The organism is Altererythrobacter epoxidivorans (assembly GCF_001281485.1).
Classification (GTDB): Bacteria; Pseudomonadota; Alphaproteobacteria; order Sphingomonadales; family Sphingomonadaceae; genus Erythrobacter; species Erythrobacter epoxidivorans.
Genome location: NZ_CP012669.1, coordinates 2,655,971 through 2,673,627, shown reverse-complemented (window position 1 = coordinate 2,673,627; position 17,657 = coordinate 2,655,971). Strand labels below are relative to the sequence as shown.

Sequence of the window (17,657 nt, the reverse complement as noted above, 5' to 3'; positions counted from 1 at the left end):
CCCTCATTAGAGCGCGGTGTCGCCGGATTCGCCGGTGCGAATGCGGGTGGCACTGGCAAGATCGAGTACGAAGATCTTGCCGTCGCCGATGGCGTCGGTGCTGGCGGTTTGCTGGATCGTCTCGACCACTTGCGCGGCGATGTCGTCGCTGGCCGCGATCTCGAGCTTCACCTTGGGAAGCATGTTGGTCGAATACTCGGCCCCGCGATAGATTTCGGTCTGCCCCTTCTGACGGCCGAAACCCTTGACTTCGGAAACCGTCATGCCGGCTACCCCGATGCCGCCCAGCGCTTCGCGAACCTCGTCGAGCTTGAACGGTTTGATGATGGCGATGATGAACTTCATCCCTGCCCCTTTCTCTTGGCCGGGCCCTCCCCGGCTCAAACCAAGCAGCAAAAGGCGTGCCAAAATGCGTTTCCGCGCAATTTCAGGCGCGCAGAGGCACGCGCGGTAACCCGATCGTAATAGGTGTGCCTATATTTTAGGCGAGTGTTTATTTTTTGGGCAGTTTGAGCGTCGTCCAGATCGGAAGATGATCGGATGCCTGCGCTGCAAGTGCGCTGTGATGCACCCCGCCGTCGATCACTCGACAACTGTCGGACACGACGATCCGGTCGAGCCGGGCAATCGGGCGGCGCGCGGGATAGCTCGCTCCGGGTGCCAGCATCTGCCAGCCCTTGGCAAACTCTCCCATCGCCCCGCTGCGCAGGCCCCACTGGTTGAAATCGCCCATCAGCACGGTTGCGCGCTGGTCGTCGTGTTTTTCCAGATGGCTCAGGATGGATCGGATCTGGTCGCGGCGGCGAAAGCCGGACAGATCGAGATGCATGCCAATGACGCGGAGGCGGCACCCGTCGAGCACCAGTTCGGCCATGGCTGCGCCGCGCGGCTCCAGCGTGGGCAGTTCCAGCGCGCCGGCCGCCACCCATTGCATCGAGCGGCGGACGAGGAGGGCATTGCCATGCCAGCCGATGCTCTGGCGGCGCTTCGCAACGGGAACGGGCTCCCACGGCGTATCGTCGAGCAGGGCGCGCGGCAGGACGCTGACACGCTGGCCGAAGCGCATGTCCGCTTCCTGCAGGGCGATGACATCGGCATCGAGTTCACGCAGCACCGTAATGATGCGGTCGGGATCCTGGCGCCGGTCTATGCCGACCGCCTTGTGGATATTGTAGCTGGCGAATTTGAGCTGCACTGAGTGCAATCAACGTCGTTATTCGGCGATCGTGCCCGGATCGCCCGCAATATAGCGGTCGGTGGCGCGTGTCGGCAGGCCGTCGATGCTGGCGATGCGGGTCGCCATCTTGGCTTCCCACTCGGCAGGATCGGCCTGGGCATGCAGCTTCGTCAGCGTGTCGCGCTCGCGCTCGAATTCCATGAAGGGAACGCCATAGCCGCAGCTGGTCTGCACGGTTTCGACATCGATCACGAAGATCTGGCGGGTGCCGGGCAGGAGCGTGAAATTGGCGGCAAGCCTGTCCCAGCCATCGTCCTGCGGCAGCACCGGGACGCCGCGGCCATAGATGCGCAGGATCAGCGCAGGCTGTTCGAAATTGCAGAACATCACCGTGATCCGGCCGTCGGCCGCCAAGTGGGCATGGGTCTCGTTCCCTGAACCGCCGAGATCGAGATAGGCGACCCGCTTGGGCGACAGGACACGAAACGCGTCATAGCCCTTGGGGCTCACATTCACGCGCCCCATCGGCGCTGCGGTCGCGACGAAGAACACAGGCTGCTTCTCGATCATCGCGACATGCTTGTCGCCGAGTGCGTCGAAAAATTCAGCCATCAGAGAAAATCCCCCAGCACCTTCATGAAACGGTCGAACTGATCGTGGTGGAGCCAGTGCCCGGCGTTCTCGAACTCGATCACCTCGGCATTGCCGAAATGTTCGATCCGGCCATCCTTCTCAGGATTGGAGGCCCAGCTGTCGGCGCCGTAGAGCAGCAGCGTCGGCGCGGTGATCGCGGCCCATGTCTGCTGCAGGAATTCGTCTGCCACATCCTCGACCGCCCAGACGTTGAGGTGGGGATCGAACTTCCAGCTGTAGGTGCCGTCCTCGTTCCGGTTCACGCCGTGGAGCGTCAGGTGCCGCGCCTGTTCTTCGGTGAGATAGGAATTTTCCTCGATCATGCGGGCGAACGCCGCCTCGATCGTTTCATACTTGCGCGGGCTGCGACCCGAAGCGGCGCGCTTCTTGGCGATCCACTCGTTGAGACGCGCGGGATAGGGCGTCTCGCGCATTTCTTCCTGTCGCTTGGGGCTCGGCCCCAGGCCCTCGATCGCGACGATCTTCTTGACCATGTCCGGGAAGGTCCCGGCATAACGCAGCGAGACATTGCCGCCCATCGAATGGCTGACGATGGTGACCGGGCCGACACCCAGCTGGTGGATCAGCTGGGCAAGGTCATAGACCATGTCATTGCTCGAATAATTGCCGTCCGAGACCCAGTCGCTGTCGCCATGGCCGCGGTGATCCATCGCCACGACATGCCAGTCCTGGCAAAGCTTTTCGGCCACCCAGTCCCAGCTGCGGGCATGATCACGCCCGCCATGGACCAGCACCAGCGGCGGCTTTCCGCGGTTGCCCCAATCGAGGTAATGCAGCCTCAGCCGCTGCGAGATGAATGTTTGCGAGGTAGGGCCAGCTAGCGTCATGGTGCTTCCATGCCGCGAACGCGCCCCGCTCGCAAGATCACCTTTCCTTGGTGGCCGAGAAGGTCAGCTCGGGATTTTTCTCGACCTGGTAATTCACGTCCCACGGGCTCTTGGCCATGAAGACGAGATCGCCGTCGCGGTCGCGCGCCAGGTTGGAGCGGTTGAAGTCCTCGAAGTTCTTCAGTGCCGCTTCTGTTCCTTTCAGCCACCGTGCGGTCGCAAACGGCGATGCCTCCAGATGTGCGCCGACCTTGTATTCCGCCTCCAGCCTCGAAACGAGAACGTCGAGCTGCAGCTGGCCCACGACGCCGACGATCCACTGCGCGCCGATTTCGGGATAGAAGACCTGGATCACGCCTTCTTCAGAAAGGTCGTCGAGCGCCTTCCTCAATTGCTTGGTCTTGGTCGGATCCTTCAAAATAACGCGGCGCAGGATTTCCGGTGCGAAGTTGGGCAGGCCGGTAAAGCGCAGGTCGTTCTTCTCGCTCAGCGTATCGCCGACGCGCAAGGTGCCGTGGTTCGGGATGCCGATGATGTCGCCGGCCTCTGCCGTGTCCGCAATCTCGCGGTCCTGCGCGAAAAACAGGATCGGCGAGTGGATGGCGATCGGTTTACCGAGGCCCGAAGGCGTCAGCTTCATGCCGCGTTTGAAGGTGCCCGACACCTGCCGCATGAAAGCGATGCGGTCGCGGTGGTTCGGGTCCATGTTGGCCTGGACCTTGAAGATGAAGCCGGTCACTTCGTCGCGGTCGGGGCTGACCTGTTCCTCGCCCGCAGGCTGCGGCCGCGGCGGGGGCGCCCATTCGGCGATCGCAGTAATCAGTTCCTCGACCCCGAAGTTCTTCAGCGCAGATCCGAAGAACACCGGCGTCAGGTCGCCATGGCGATAGGCTTCGAGGTCGAATTCCGGATAGCCGATGCGCGCCAGCTCGATTTCCTCGGCGAGATCGTCGGGCAACTCGCCGAGCGGTTCGCGCTTGCCGAGATATTCCTTGCTGTCACCTTCGGGCACGGCGACCGTGTCGTCGGAGAAATCGAGAATGCCCTTGAACAGGCCGCCCATGCCGAGCGGCGCGCTCTGGGGGCTGACATCCAGCGCCAGCGCATCGGCAACCTCGTCCAGCACCTCAAAGATCGAACGCCCTTCGCGATCGACCTTGTTGACGAAGGTGATGATAGGGACGGAGCGCAGGCGGCAGACCTCGAACAGCTTGCGCGTCTGTGGCTCGATACCCTTTGCGGCGTCGATCACCATGATCGCGGAATCGACAGCCGTCAGCGTGCGATAGGTGTCTTCGGAAAAGTCTTCGTGACCCGGCGTGTCGAGCAGGTTGAAGGTGATGGTCTCGCCGCCGTTCAAGTCCGGGAACTTCTTCTCGAAGGTCATCACGCTCGACGTTACCGAAATGCCGCGCTGCTGCTCGATTTTCATCCAGTCCGACCGCGCACGCCGCGCCTGCCCGCGCGCCTTTACCTCGCCGGCAAGATGGATCGCGCCGCCCTGGAGCAGCAGCTTTTCGGTCAGCGTCGTCTTACCCGCGTCGGGGTGGGAGATAATCGCGAAAGTTCGGCGATTGGATTTCGTATTGGCCATCGGCGCGCCCTTACGGGGACTGGCCGTCAAAATCCAGCGTCAGCGCGCTATGCCGCGTTCCAGCAGGGCCATCGCGCGCCGCGCCACTTCCCCGGTCGAGAGCGCATCGTCCTGGACGCCAAAACGCAGGCCCAGAAACACGTTCATACCCATGATCGCCCACGCCTCGACCTCGCCCACGTCACGGGCGATCCCCTGGCCCTTCATTTCCTCGAGGCGGGCAGTAATGCGTTCTGCCGTGTTCGAGTAATGCGCCTGCCAGTCTTCCGGCGCGACGAATTCGGCCTCGTCGATGATCCGGTAGAGCTCTTTGTGCTGCCTGACGAAGTCGAGAAAGGCGTGCAATGCCGCCCCTTCACGTTCCAGCCCGGGCTCGAGGTTCGAAATCGCAGGCGATACGGCATCGCGCACACCGTCCGACATGTCGCTGACAAGCGCACGGAACAGTTCGTCCTTCGATTCGAAATAGGTGTAGAAACTGCCGAGGGCGACGCCGGCGCGCTGCGTGATCGAGACGATGGAGCTTTCGTGAAAGCCGCGTTCGCCGAATTCCTGAGCTGCCGCATCGAGGATCTTGCGACGCGTCTGACGGCCACGCGCAGTGCGCGGTTCGCGGCTCACCTCCTTCGTCACAGCTGGCATCTCGTCCTCCCCGGTTCACTTTCTAGGCATGCGCGCGAGGCCCATGCAAGCAAAACTTGAAAGTCGGTTCATATTTCAATATTGGCAGTCACAGAAGTTCAATGGGAGAGAATTCTGTGACCCTGTTTTCCAAGAAGAATGCGGCTGTCCTGCTTGCAGGCTCGGCCATGTCCTGCCTAGTCGCCATCCCCGCACATGCCCAGTCGGCAGACAATGCCGCCGCTGGTGAAGCCGAATTCCAGCCGACGAACGAAATCGTCGTCATCGCCCGAAAGCGCGAAGAGCGCCTGCTCGACGTTCCGATCGCAATCACCGCGCTCGGCCAGGAACAGCTAGACGATCTGGGTGCCAACGACCTTTCGGGCGTCCAGGGCGCTACCCCCAACGTCAATGTCGTCCAGGGGCGCGGTTCGGCCTCGAGCGCGAACTTCTTCATCCGCGGCATCGGCCAGCCGGATGCCCTGCAGACCTTCGACCCGGCAGTCGGCGTCTATATCGACGGTGTCTATCTCAGCCGCATCCAGGGCGCTTTGCTCAATCTCTATGATGTCGAGCGCGTCGAAGTGCTGCGCGGCCCGCAGGGCACGCTATATGGCAAGAACACCATCGGCGGCGCTGTGAACATCGTGTCGAAGAAACCCGATCTCGACTACATGACCGGCGAAGCGAGCTTCACCTATGGCAAGTATGACGAGACCATCGCCAAGGGCTATATCTCGGCCCCGATCGCACCCGGCAGCGTCGCGCTTTCGCTCGCCGGCCTTTACGACAACCGCGACGGTATCGTCACGGACCCGGCGACCGGCAAGAAGTACAACGACAGGAACAACCTGTCGTTTCGCGGCATCCTGCGCGCCCAGCCGAGCGATGCGGTCGAGGTCCTGCTTTCGGGCGACTACACGCGCCAGCGCAACAAGCTGACGCTGGGCTGCGCGACAACTGACCTGATCGGCTTCGACTACAACGCAACCTTCACTGGCCTTACTCCCTTCGTGATCGCGCCCAACAGCGACTGCGATAATTACGACTACGAGGCATCGACCAGCTTCACTGGGGACGAAGGCCAGAAGCTCGAGCATTGGGGCGTATCCGGAACCGTCAATGTCGAATTGAGCGACATGCTGACGCTCAGCTCGATCACAGCATATCGCAAGCTGACGCCTGACCTCTTCATCGACATCGATGCGACCGATACCGAAGTGGGCGACGTATTCGTCGGCGTGAACCAGAAGCAGTTCAGCCAGGAATTGCAGCTGAAGCTTGATGCCGACCGCCTCGCCGGTGTTTTCGGCCTCTACTACCTGAACGAGCAGATCACCTCGCAGCAGACCGCGTGGGCGGACAACTACCTGCGTTACATCGGCACACCGCTCGAATTCATCCGTACGATCGAGGACGACCAGGAACTCGATAGCTATGCAGCCTTCGGCCAGCTGACCTACGATTTCACCGACAAGTTCTCGATGACTGCCGGCCTTCGCTACACGCACGAGAAGAAGAGCTACTACCGCCACACGGACGCCCTGCTTTCGAGCGCGGTGTTCCAGACCGACATCCTCGCCAGCAGCTACACCTTCCCCGACGATCTGCCGGCGCCGTTCAACGACATCGACAGCGTGTCGTTCGATGCTTGGACCCCGATGGTTTCGGCAAGTTACAAGCCGACCGCGAACACGATGATCTACGCCTCGGCCAGCCGCGGCTTCAAGTCGGGTGGCTTCAACGGCCGCGTCAACGGCCTCGCCGATGTGACGCTGGAAGTGGATGGCGACACGGTGGTCGTACCTTACTTCGCACCGGAAAAGGTCTGGACCTACGAAGTCGGCGCCAAGGGTAGCTGGCTCGACGGACGCGTGAACGTGTCGGTCGCTGCCTTCCACTCCGACTACAAGGACTTCCAGGCCCGCGTAGGCGGCGGCAACACCGGTGTGACCGGAGGCAGCTTCCCTGTGCTCAACGCCGGCAAGCTGACCATCCAGGGCATCGAGGTCGAAGGTTCGGTGAAGCCTTCGACGCCGCTCACCATCATGGCATCGGTCGGCTATCTCAACGCCAAGTATGACGAGTTCACCGATGGCCGCCGCGCTCCTGCATTCAGCTGCAACCCGACCGGGAATGCAGTCACCTGCGAACCCGCCTTCGCACCGCCGCTGACGGCGCGTGTGGGCATGGATTACACCGTGCCGGTGGGCGACGATGCATCGCTGTCATTCGGCGGTGACATGCGCTTCGTCGACAAGCACTATCTCTCGGTCGACAACCGCGAAGGGCTGGAGGAAGACGGATACTACCTCGGCAACGTCTATGCAGAGATCGACTGGGGCGGATATTACCTGCGCGGCATGGTCAAGAATGTGACCAACTCGCTCTACAAGACCGACGGGCAGGAATTCAGCTCGGTCGGCAATATCCAGACGGTCTATTTCGGCGATCCGCGCACCTGGCAGGTCACCGCAGGCTTCCGCTTCTAGGAAAGCGAAGTCAGGACAAAAAAGGGGCGAGGGAGCGCATTGCTCCCCCGCCCTTTTTCTTTGGCTATCGCTGGTTGCAGCCTTAGCCGCGCAAATCGGCACCAAGCTTCGCAGCCGACGACACGACCGCATCGGAGATCGCCTTGATCTCTGCATCCTTGTAGCTCTTGTCCTGCGGTTGCAGCGTCACTTCGAGAGCGATCGACTTCTTGCCTTCCGGCACGCCCTGCCCAGCGAACACGTCGAAAATGCGGGCATCGACGATGTTCGATTTATCAGCCCCGCGAACGGCCTTGAGCAATTCGCCCGCGGCGAGATCGGCATCGACCAGGAATGCGAAGTCGCGCGTTACGGCCTGCAGCGCCGGCGGCGAGTAGGCTGCCTGCGCAAAGCTTGCCGTACCCCGCTTGGGCGGAATGGCGTCGAGGAAAATCTCGACCGCAGCCACCGGGCCATCGACATCGAAGCTCGCAAGGGTCGAAGGGTGCAGCGTGCCGAAGCGCGCCAGCACGTTCTTCGGACCAAGGCGGAGCGTGCCCGACTGGCCGGGATGGAACTGCGCACCGGCCTCGCCCATCACCATCAGCTTGTCGACAGGGGCACCCGCCTCTGCGAGCAGCGCCTCGGCTTCGGCCTTGGCATCGAAGGCATCGAACCTGGTTGCCTTGCCACTGGCCCATGCGCGGGTCGACCTTTCGCCCGCGAGCAGGACGCCGAGCGTCAGTTTCTCGTCGCTTGCGCCGGACTTGCCGCGGAAATAGCGGCGACCGATCTCGAACAGGCGAAGGCTCGCCGCGCCGCGGTCCATGTTGCGCTTTGCCGCCGCCAGCAACCCGGGAAGCAGCGAGGGGCGCATGACCTTCATGTCCTCGCTGATCGGGTTGTCGAGCGCCCAGGGCGTGCTGCCCTCTTCGGCGAAATGGTCGGCGTCGGCCTGCGGCAGGAAGGACCAGGTGATCGCTTCGTTGAGGCCGCGAGCCGCTGCCGCACGGCGCAGGCGCCGTTCGAGCTTCTGCGCTGGTGTTGCAGTCGGTTTCGCCACGCCTTCGGCGCGCGGCAAGGCCACGCTGGCAACCTTGTCGAGACCGTGAATGCGCACGACTTCCTCGACCAGGTCGGCAGGCCCTTCGACATCGTGACGACGCAGCGGACACGTGACGTTCCAGTCATCCGATACGCCGAAATCGAGCGCTTCGAGGATGCGGCGCTGATCATCAGCGGTGATTTCCACACCGCCAAGGCGCGCAGTCAGTCCGGGATCGAAGGCGATCAATTTCGCTTCTGCCGGCGGCTGGCCGGCGCGCACGACCTCGCTCGCCTCGCCGCCGCAGGTGCGCTGGACCAGATCAGTCAGGATCGCCAGCCCATCATCGAGGAATGCCGGATCGACACCGCGTTCGAAACGCGTGCGTGCATCGGACGCCAAGCCGAGTTTGCGGCCGGTCACGCCGATGCGGGCAGGATCGAAATAGGCGATTTCGAGCAGGACGTCGGTCGTCGCCTCGGTCGCTCCGGAATGCTCGCCACCCATGATCCCGCCGACGTCGTGGACACCGGCATCGTCTGCAATTACGGTCATCGTGTCGTCGAGCGTGTAGGTCTTCTCGTTCAGCGCTTCGATCGTTTCGCCATTGCGTGCACGACGGGCAACGACTGCACCCTGGAGCTTGGCCAGGTCATAGACGTGAGCCGGGCGGCCGAAAGCGAGCATCAGGTAGTTGGTGCAATCGACGAGCGCGCTGATGGGGCGCTGTCCGGCCGCTATCAGGCGCTGCTGCATCCATTCTGGCGACGATCCGTTTTTGACGCCGCGAAGGACCCGTCCATAGAAGGCAGGACAGCCATCGGGATCTTCGGTGCGGATCTCTGCAGGGCAGCCGAAAGCCGCTTCGACCGAAGGGACATCCATCGGCTTGAGCGTTCCGACGCCTGCCGCGGCGAGGTCGCGTGCAATGCCATAGACACCCATGCAATCGGGGCGGTTGGGCGTGATCGCCACATCGAAAACCGGCGATGCGTTGTGGTAATCGGCGAAGCTCGTTCCGACCGGAGCATCTTCAGGCAGTTCAATGATGCCGTCATGCTCGTCGCCCAGTTCGAGTTCGCGGACCGAACACATCATGCCGTTCGATTCGACGCCGCGAATGGCGCTCTTGCGGAGTTCCATGCCGTTGGCGGGCACGACCGCGCCGGGCAGGCCCAGCACACCCTTCATTCCCGCGCGGGCATTGGGCGCGCCGCAGACGACTTGCAAGGGGTCGCCGTCGCCCGTGTCGACAGTGAGCACCTGCAGCTTGTCCGCGTCTGGGTGCGGTGCCGCCGTAAGGACCTTCGCGACACGGAAACCCTCGAGCCTTTCGGCAGGGTCTTCCAGGCCTTCGACTTCGAGGCCGATTGAATTGAGCGCAGCCGAAATCTCCGCCACCGACGCGTCGGTGTCGAGGAATTGCTTCAACCATTCGAGCGAGAACTTCATGCCCGTGCTCCTACGCCTGCGGAGAGGGTCGGCTGGTCGAACGGACTGAAGCCATAATGCTGAAGCCAGCGCACGTCGCCGTCGAAGAAGGCGCGCAGATCGTCCATCCCGTATTTGAGCATGGCAAGCCGGTCGACGCCGACGCCGAAGGCAAAGCCTTGCCATTCGTCAGGGTCGAGGCCCGCGAATTCGATCACCCGGCGGTTGACCATGCCGCTGCCGAGCAATTCCATCCAGCCGTGACCCGGTGCATCGCCATCGCCGCCGAGGACGCGGCGCCCGTCGACCACTTCGAAACCGACATCGATTTCGACCGAAGGTTCGGTGAAGGGGAAGTACGACGGTCGCAGGCGCAGCACGATATCGTCGCGCTCGAAGAATGCCTTGAGGAAGGTTTCCAGCGTCCACTTCAGGTGGCCGAGGTGGATGCCCTTGTCGATCACCAGTCCTTCGACCTGGTGGAACATCGGGGTATGTGTCGCGTCGCTGTCGGATCGATAGACTCGGCCCGGCGCAATGATGCGGATCGGCGCGCCCTGTTCGACCATGCTGCGGATCTGGACGGGAGACGTATGCGTGCGCAGCAGCATGCTACGCCCTTCTCCATCCTTGTCCGGGAAATAGAAGGTGTCGTGCATTGCGCGTGCCGGATGGCTTTCATCCATGTTGAGCGCGGTGAAGTTATGCCAGTCGTCTTCGATCTCCGGACCGGTAGCTACTGCAAAGCCCAGGTCGACGAAGATTTCGGCCAGCTCGTCCATCACCTGGCTGACAGGATGGACCGTGCCGCTCGGCTGCTGAGGCGCAGGCAATGTCAGATCGACGGTCTCGTTGGCGAGCTGAGCTTCGAGCTCTGCACTCTCGAGCGCGGATTTCTTGGCCATGAGCGCGTCCGAGATTTCGGCGCGGATCGCCTGGATCGCAGGCGCGGCCTGCTGGCGTTCGTCCGGGCTCATCTGGCCGAGCGTCTTCAGCGCGAGGCTGACCCAGCCCTTCTTGCCGAGCGCGGCGACGCGTTGTTCCTCGATAGCATCGAGTGTCTGCGCATTCGCAATTGCCGCCAGTGCGGCATCCTTTTGTGTCGTCAGTTCTGTCATTGCTTCTGGCTTCTTTACCGGAGGGCGACCCGCTAGCGGCAAATGGCCTCGAAGGCAAAGCGGCAATACCGCCTCGTCACGAATCGCCGCCTTCCAGTCAGGCAGAAATGGCAGGCTTCCCGCCCGCCGAAGGGTCATGCAAGCCCTGGACGGCCTCGCCCGCGATCGCCGCGCGCGCCTTTGCCGCCGCGGCAAGCAAGGGATGATCCTGCTTCGCATAGGCGCTCGGCGTCATGTCCATGAACCGTTTGAAGTCGCGGACGAAATGCGCCTGGTCGTGGTAATGGTAGTCCATCGCAGTCAACCATTTGAGCGAGGGATCGAGCATGAACTGCGCGAGGCTGCGCAGGAACCTCTGTCGGCGGATAAGCAGCTTGGGTGAAAAGCCGAAAGCGCGGCGCGACAACCGTTCGAGCGTCCTGATCTTCAGTCCCGTCGCCTCCGCCAGGTCGGCCACCGTCGTTACATCGGGATCGACCAGCGCGGCATTAAGCGCCGTTATCGATTCCACGTCGTTGACCGGGCGCTCAACCAGCGCAGCCATGTGGCGCTCGATGATGGCCAGCTCGTCCTCGAAGTCCCCGTTGGAAGCGCGCAGTTCATCCGCCAAAGGCCGGAAAACGGCAAAGGCAGGGTCGGTATCGGCATCGGCAACCCGGTCTGCATAATCACCGGCCGGGGCATCGATGAACTTGGCCCATCCCAGAGGGAGCAGGCCAATCCCCCAATTGCGGCCCGATCCCATGCGGAACCGCGTCGCCCGGCTCGTCGGCCCGGCTGCCACGAACGCCGGGGTCTGCTCCATCGGCGCACCGGCGATCGAATGCTGGCTCATCCCTTCGGGCAGAATGCGGATGTTACCCCATTCAGGATGGAGGTAATCCTCCTGCCAGCCGATCAGCGACGGCGCCTCTACTGTCGTGCAGTAATAGGTGGTGACGAACGGCTGCAGCTCACGCGAAGGCAAGGCGAATCGTATCTCGATCGAACCGGTCGATACCCCCACCCAATGCAACCCCTTGTTATTTTGAGAAAATCCGAAACGTCGGATCCTTACAAGTCGAAAGTTGCATTTCAGCCTAACTATCGGTGACTTACAAGTACTTGGGGGAAACAATCATGAAACTTAAATTGATGACGGCGGGTCTTGCGATGGCTGTCCTTGCAGCGCACGCGCCGGCCTCGGCGGCGAAGCAGGAAGCACCGGAACTGACGAAGTGCGAGGCCAGCCTCGGCACGATCGCGCTGGTCGAAGGAGACACGACGGGCTGGACAGAGTGGGGGCTAGGCAGTCCACGCGAACTCATCAATGCTCTCGCCATTGAATCCGGCTGCTTCACGCCCGTCAACGCTGCAAATGGCGAACCGGCACGCTTCCTCGTCACGGCGATTGCCGGTTCGCAGGAAGAAGTCGACAAAGGCATGGAAATGGCCAAGGCAGGCGCTACCGAAGCCCTCATCCGTAGCGGCGCTGCCGGATCCGTCCTCAGCAAGGTCCCGGTTGGCGGAGCGCTTCTCGGCGCTTTCGGCGGCTTCGGGGGCAAGAAGAAAACCGTCGCAGCCGGCCTGCGCGTCGTCAGCCCAACAAACGGCATGACCGTTGCCGCCGGCAGCGGCACCGTGAAGAAATCGAGCCTCAGCTTTTCCGGCTCGGGTGGCTGGGCGCAGACCGCAGCCAATGCATCGGGCTATCAGGGCAGCAAGAACGGTGAAATGCTGACCGAGGCCTTCGTCATCGCATTCAACCAGCTGATCGCTCAGCGGACGGTTCTGGAAAGCGCCCCGGCAGCATCAGGCGGGGCATCGGCAGCGGCGGTCGTTGCCGTCGATACCGTCATGCGCAGCAGCCCCGCTGCCACCGGCGCTGAGGTGCGTTCGCTCCGTGCGGGTACGGAGCTGTCGCCGACCGGCAAGCGCGAAGGGCTCTTCATCGAAGTCGCGGACAACTATGGCACGAAGGGCTGGGTGTCCGTCGAAGACATGGAATAGGACTTTTCCGGAAGTTCTCGCAGGCGGATCGGTGCATCATGCGCCGGTCCGCTTTTCGTATCAGCCTGGCTTGTCGAGCGTTTGGGCCGGAGAGCCCCAGATCTTGGCCCGCGCCCTGATGAAGGCCGACAGGACGGGATGGTCGAGAGCGGCATAGTCCGACGGGTTCATTGTCATGAATTCGTGAAACTCGCGCGTGAACTGCGCCTGGTCGTGATAATGGTCGTCCATCACTTCGGTCCATTTCTTCCCGTCGTGAAGAAGGAAGTCGGTGAGGCTGCGCATGAAACGTTGCCGCCGCATCAGCAGTTTCGGCGAGAACCCGAAGTAGCGGTGGCATAGCCGTTCGAGCGTCCGCACGCTCATCCCTGACAGATCGGCAAAATCGGCGACGCTGGTCAGCTTGCTGTCGACCATCGCCCGGTGGACGCGCACGATCTTGTCCTCGTCGCGGTTGGGCCGCATCGCAGCATTCATGAATTCGACGATGTAGTCGAATTGCTGCTGGTCGGGCACGCTATCGTCGCAGAGCACCTCCTGCATCGGAGCGAACTTCTTGAACGCTGGGTGCGCTGCCCCGTCGCATATGATGTTCACAACGTCGCTGGCATTGGTGTCGAGCAGCCGCGACCAGCCGAGCGGAAGTATCCCGATGCCCCACATGCGGCATGTGCCCAGCTCGAACCTGACCGGCAGCGTGCTGGGGCCGGTCGCCGTGAACCGCGCGTCGCGCAGCTCTGGCTTGCCGGGCACCTGGGAGACCGGAACGGAACCTGAAAAGAACCTGAGGTTCGCCCATTCCGGCTGCAGGTGGTCGTGGAGAACTCCGCCATCATCGACGTCGATTATGGCCTGGTAGAAGGACGTGAAGCAGCCGTCGAATTGCGCAGGTGGTGCGAAGAAGTTGCTGCGAACCTCATATCGTTTTGCCGCGCCCTGTGCTGACGCCTGATGCCCGGTCATACCCGACAGTAAGACACACTTGTCGAGAATTTACAAACGAGAAGGGCGCCGAAGCCGAAGCCCCGACGCCCTTCGCGAATTCGTATGGCGATCAGATCAGGCCGGAAGGGCCTTCTTCGCCTGTGCGATCACTGCCTTGAAGGCTGCGCCCTCGTTCATGGCGAGATCGGCCATCACCTTGCGGTCGAGTTCGATACCGGCGAGCTTCGCGCCGTGCATGAACTGCGAATAGGTCAGGCCTTCGGCGCGAACGGCAGCGTTGATGCGCTGGATCCACAGGGCGCGGAAGTTGCGCTTCTTAACCTTGCGGTCGCGATAGGCGTACTGGCCGGCCTTTTCGACGGCCTGGCGAGCGACGCGAATCGTGTTCTTGCGACGACCGCGATAGCCCTTGGCCTGTTCGAGCAGCCGCTTGTGCTTCTGGCGCGTGGTAACGCCGCGTTTAATGCGAGGCATATTCTATCTCCTGGAAACTTGCGGGCTCAGTCGAGGCCGTAGGGGGCCCACTTCTTCACGTGCTTCACGTCCGCTTCGGACAGCACGGAAGTTCCGCGGTTCTGGCGAATATACTTCGCATTGTGGCTGATCAGGCGGTGGCGCTTGCCAGCAACACCGTGCTTGACCTTGCCGGTTGCGGTGATTTTGAAGCGCTTCTTCACACCGCTCTTGGTCTTAAGCTTGGGCATTTTCATCTCCTAGTACAGAGACACGCTCAACCAGCCCTGGCAGCCCTTGTCGCCAGGCCGGCAGCTTGATTCGTGTCGTTGAAGGCGCGCGAGATAGCGATCTGGGCAGGAATTGCAAGCGTTGTGACGCCCGCCAAATCCTACTGGATGGAACACATGGAACACAGTCCATGAGGCGAAACTCCTTCCTTTCGGGCCTGGACGCGGCATGTCATCGCTGCCGATGTCAGCTGCGGTAGGAAAGCGCGAAATCGAAACGTTCGGATCCTATTCCTCGTAGATCATCTTGACCGTCATCCCGCCGTCGATGTTGAGATGCTGCCCGGTCACGAAGCCCGCGCGACAAAGATACTCGACCGCCTCTGCAATGTCCTGCGGTTCGCCGACACGCCCGGCAGGATGCTGGCCCTTGTCCTTTTCGCGATGTTCGACCTCTTCGCGCTTCGACTGTTTCTGCCAGTTGCGCGTCTCGATCCAGCCCGGCCTGATCGCATTGACCCGGATTTGCGGACCGAGGGTAACCGCCATCGAATGGGTCAGAGCATCAAGACCGCCCTTGGCTGCTGCATAGGCGAAAGTTTCGGGTTCGCTCATGACCGCGCGGGTCGAGGAAATGTTGACGATGGCCGCCCCGTCTTCGGCTTTCCGCAAATGAGGCAGCGCCGCGCGGCTGCACAGGAAAGCCGCTGTCAGGCTGGCATCGATCCAGCCCTGCCATTGGTCGAGCGACAGATCCTCCAGCGGGCCGCAATATGGGTCGGCGATGCCCGCATTGTTGACGAGGCAGTCGAGTGCCGCCCCATCGAGATAGTCCGAAACCTGCTCGAAAGCCTTTCCCACCTGGCCTTCATCGCCAACATCGCAATCTATCATTTGCGACCGGTCAGGCAGGGCCATGCGGAGTTCGTCCAGTGCCTCGCCATCCTTGTCGAGGCCGATAACGTTCCAGCCTAGCCCGTGGAAATGCAGGACAATGGCGCGTCCGATGCCAGCACCGGCGCCTGTGATCAGTATCGTTCTTTCCATGCGCGCCCAACGAGCGGCCGGCGGCTTAGTGCCCGTGATCGTGCCTGTGATCGTGGTCGTGGTGATGGCCATCGTCGAGATCGACACCGCTCATCGCCTCGAGCACGTCTTCGAGACGTGCCGGATCGCCGAGCGCGATCACCCTTCCGTCGCTTCCGGCATCGAGCGGGTGACCCTGCCAGTCGCTCATCGTGCCGCCGGCCCCTTCGACGATCGGGACTAACGCGGCATAATCATAAAGCTGCAAATTGGCTTCGACCACGAGATCGACATGGCCCGACGCGCACAGGGCGTAATTGTAGCAGTCGCCGCCATAGATGATCTTGCGCTCTGCCACCGCCTTCGCAACGCCCATGAAGGCATCGACATCGTCGCCCGAAAACTGGTGCGGCGTGGTCGTCGCCAGGACCGCCTGCGACAATTCGCCGCAAGGCGAGCAGCGCACGGGCTTGCCGTTGAAAGTCGTACCTTCGCCGATCACCCCGACCCAGCGTTCATTGAGGATCGGCTGGTCGATCACGCCAAGGACGGGCCAGCCGTCCTGCAGCAGCGCGATCAGGGTCCCGAAGATCGGGCGTCCGGCAATGAAGCTGGTGGTGCCGTCGATCGGATCGAGCACCCACTGCCTGCCAGCGCCTTCGTTGCGCAGGCCGTATTCCTCACCAACGATGCCGTCGGACGGAAACTGCTTTTCGATGATCGAGCGCATGGCCGCTTCTGCCGCGCGATCCGCCTCGGTCACGAACGTGCGGTCCTTCTTCTGTTCGTGCGACCAGTCGCCGCGGAAAAGCGGGCGGATGGCAGAGCCTGCCGCGTCGGCAAGGCGGAGGGCGCATTCAATGTCGGTTCGGTCCATGACTTCCCGTGACTTTTAGGATACAAAAGACGCTGAAAACGAAGTTGGGATACCTTCGATCGCAAACTATGGGGACACATAGCCCAATGGGCCGCGAAGACAATCGTGCGACCTCACGGTTGCTGCGACCGCATGCTTTGCGGCCATTTGCGATTGCCTGCGCCCTCCATGCGGAAAGCATTTCGTCGCCCTGCAGCTCGCTTTCTTCAGGGGGCCTGGGCCGTGTCTGACAATCCCGACGAGGACCTTTGGCGCAAGCACATCGTGCCGCTGACCGGCATGTCGCGCGACGGCATGCCTCTGTCGGAAAACCGCGCCCCTTCCCCTGACCTGGAGCCGTGGGTTGCGCGGCTCGTCTCGGCCAAGATGACCAACGATCCCAACGCGCATGTCGCCTGCGGGATGTGCAATGACCTCCTCTACACCCGCGTCATATTCAACGGACGCTGGACGGCGATGACTGCCGACGGCCACGACAGCTTCGAACACGAGGTCCTGCAGTTCGGCCAGCAATCGAAATTCATGCCGTTATCGTGCACCGGCGATATCATGTCGGCGGGTTTCGGGCTGCGCGCCGGTGCCTTTCATGCGCTGACCGGCCGATCGGCCCATGAACTGACCGACCGGATCGAACGAACCGACATTTTCGGAGTGCTGGCAGACGACATCAAGGATGTTTTCTCCGACGAGTATTCGCCGGAAGACTGGAATCTCGCGCTGGAAGAAGCGCTGCGCCGATATATCGACCGACATGATCCCGCCCCGCCCAATCCGGTCACCTCGGCTTTCGAACTGGCGGCCTTCGCGGACCCGACCCAATCGCTCGGCGATTTTGCCGAACAGCACAACATCAGCCTGCGACAGCTCGAACGCCTCGTGAAGCGCGATTTCGGCCTGACCCCGCGCACGGTGATGCGGCGGGCGCGGGCGCTCGACATGGCCGCCCTGATTTGCGGGGTCGCGGACGAAAGCGAGGAGGAAGAGATCCTGCTGCGCTATTTCGACCAGTCGCACCTGATCCGCGAATTCGCGTCATTCTTCGGGGTGACGCCGGAAAAATTCCGCGCCCGCCCGCGGCCGCTCATCACGCTCACGCTCGAACAGCGCCAGGCGCGGCGGCTGGAAGAACTCGACCGCCTGAAACCGGGAGAAAAGCGCCCCTGGTTCAGGAGCGACTACTGACGGGACCTTGACCGTCG

Annotated in this window: 17 protein-coding genes; 3 read left to right on the top strand and 14 right to left on the bottom strand. The window is 62.2% G+C overall.

Annotated features, from left to right (window positions below; translation table 11 throughout):
• Positions 1-6: 6 nt before the first annotated feature.
• The 6 genes from AMC99_RS13205 to AMC99_RS13180 all read right to left on the bottom strand — a co-directional run bounded on the left by AMC99_RS13205 (position 7) and on the right by AMC99_RS13180 (position 4,894).
• Positions 7-345 (bottom strand): P-II family nitrogen regulator, encoded by a 339-nt coding sequence (locus AMC99_RS13205; RefSeq protein WP_061927241.1) that lies wholly within the window; start codon positions 343-345, stop codon positions 7-9.
• 148 nt (positions 346-493) lie between these two features.
• Complete coding sequence (locus tag AMC99_RS13200; RefSeq protein WP_061927240.1) at positions 494-1,195, bottom strand: endonuclease/exonuclease/phosphatase family protein; 702 nt, start codon at positions 1,193-1,195, stop codon at positions 494-496.
• A gap of 18 nt (positions 1,196-1,213) precedes the next feature.
• On the bottom strand, positions 1,214-1,789 hold the full coding sequence (locus tag AMC99_RS13195) for a pyridoxamine 5'-phosphate oxidase family protein (protein ID WP_061927238.1): 576 nt from the start codon (positions 1,787-1,789) through the stop codon (positions 1,214-1,216).
• Positions 1,789-2,658 carry an alpha/beta fold hydrolase gene (locus AMC99_RS13190; protein ID WP_061927236.1) on the bottom strand — a complete coding sequence of 290 codons (870 nt, stop codon included), beginning with the start codon at positions 2,656-2,658 and terminating at the stop codon, positions 1,789-1,791. The genes AMC99_RS13195 and AMC99_RS13190 overlap by 1 nt, the downstream gene beginning before the upstream one ends.
• Before the next feature lie 37 nt (positions 2,659-2,695).
• Positions 2,696-4,252 carry a peptide chain release factor 3 gene (locus tag AMC99_RS13185; protein WP_061927234.1) on the bottom strand — a complete coding sequence of 519 codons (1,557 nt, stop codon included), beginning with the start codon at positions 4,250-4,252 and terminating at the stop codon, positions 2,696-2,698.
• A gap of 39 nt (positions 4,253-4,291) precedes the next feature.
• A complete protein-coding gene (locus AMC99_RS13180) occupies positions 4,292-4,894 on the bottom strand; it encodes a TetR/AcrR family transcriptional regulator (RefSeq protein ID WP_061927232.1) in 603 nt (200 codons plus the stop codon).
• A gap of 101 nt (positions 4,895-4,995) precedes the next feature.
• Here AMC99_RS13180 and AMC99_RS13175 point away from each other — a divergent pair, with 101 nt between their 5' ends.
• A complete protein-coding gene (locus tag AMC99_RS13175; RefSeq protein ID WP_061927230.1) occupies positions 4,996-7,365 on the top strand; it encodes a TonB-dependent receptor in 2,370 nt (789 codons plus the stop codon).
• Between the two features lie 82 nt (positions 7,366-7,447).
• Here the strand turns inward: AMC99_RS13175 and pheT are convergent, their stop codons facing one another.
• The 3 genes from pheT to AMC99_RS13160 form a co-directional block, all read right to left on the bottom strand.
• The gene (gene pheT, locus AMC99_RS13170; RefSeq protein ID WP_061927228.1) at positions 7,448-9,841 is read right to left on the bottom strand and encodes a phenylalanine--tRNA ligase subunit beta; all 2,394 of its coding nucleotides are present in this window, start codon (positions 9,839-9,841) and stop codon (positions 7,448-7,450) included.
• Positions 9,838-10,938, bottom strand: coding sequence for a phenylalanine--tRNA ligase subunit alpha (pheS, locus tag AMC99_RS13165; protein ID WP_061927226.1), 1,101 nt, complete (start codon positions 10,936-10,938; stop codon positions 9,838-9,840). The genes pheT and pheS overlap by 4 nt, the downstream gene beginning before the upstream one ends.
• 97 nt (positions 10,939-11,035) lie before the next feature.
• Positions 11,036-11,944, bottom strand: coding sequence for a helix-turn-helix domain-containing protein (locus AMC99_RS13160; protein WP_083440178.1), 909 nt, complete (start codon positions 11,942-11,944; stop codon positions 11,036-11,038).
• A 113-nt stretch (positions 11,945-12,057) separates the two neighbouring features.
• On the opposite strand from AMC99_RS13160, the gene AMC99_RS13155 reads away from it, so the two are divergent.
• Positions 12,058-12,927 carry an SH3 domain-containing protein gene (locus tag AMC99_RS13155; RefSeq protein ID WP_061927224.1) on the top strand — a complete coding sequence of 290 codons (870 nt, stop codon included), beginning with the start codon at positions 12,058-12,060 and terminating at the stop codon, positions 12,925-12,927.
• A gap of 60 nt (positions 12,928-12,987) precedes the next feature.
• Here AMC99_RS13155 and AMC99_RS13150 read toward each other — a convergent pair whose 3' ends face one another.
• The 5 genes from AMC99_RS13150 to hisN all read right to left on the bottom strand — a co-directional run bounded on the left by AMC99_RS13150 (position 12,988) and on the right by hisN (position 16,458).
• Positions 12,988-13,890: a helix-turn-helix domain-containing protein gene (locus tag AMC99_RS13150; RefSeq protein WP_061927222.1), complete on the bottom strand. Its 903-nt coding sequence runs from the start codon at positions 13,888-13,890 to the stop codon at positions 12,988-12,990.
• A 96-nt stretch (positions 13,891-13,986) separates the two neighbouring features.
• Complete coding sequence (rplT, locus tag AMC99_RS13145) at positions 13,987-14,346, bottom strand: 50S ribosomal protein L20 (protein ID WP_061927220.1); 360 nt, start codon at positions 14,344-14,346, stop codon at positions 13,987-13,989.
• A 26-nt stretch (positions 14,347-14,372) separates the two neighbouring features.
• Positions 14,373-14,576 (bottom strand): 50S ribosomal protein L35, encoded by a 204-nt coding sequence (gene rpmI / locus AMC99_RS13140; protein ID WP_061927218.1) that lies wholly within the window; start codon positions 14,574-14,576, stop codon positions 14,373-14,375.
• Between the two features lie 267 nt (positions 14,577-14,843).
• Entirely contained in the window at positions 14,844-15,689 is an 846-nt protein-coding gene (locus AMC99_RS13135) for an SDR family NAD(P)-dependent oxidoreductase (protein ID WP_338021447.1), read from the bottom strand.
• Positions 15,628-16,458 carry a histidinol-phosphatase gene (hisN, locus tag AMC99_RS13130; RefSeq protein WP_061927216.1) on the bottom strand — a complete coding sequence of 277 codons (831 nt, stop codon included), beginning with the start codon at positions 16,456-16,458 and terminating at the stop codon, positions 15,628-15,630. Before hisN ends, AMC99_RS13135 begins: the two co-directional genes overlap by 62 nt.
• A 222-nt stretch (positions 16,459-16,680) precedes the next feature.
• Between hisN and AMC99_RS13125 the strand changes: the two genes are divergently transcribed.
• Positions 16,681-17,640, top strand: coding sequence for a helix-turn-helix domain-containing protein (locus AMC99_RS13125; protein ID WP_198143538.1), 960 nt, complete (start codon positions 16,681-16,683; stop codon positions 17,638-17,640).
• Positions 17,641-17,657: the final 17 nt, after the last annotated feature.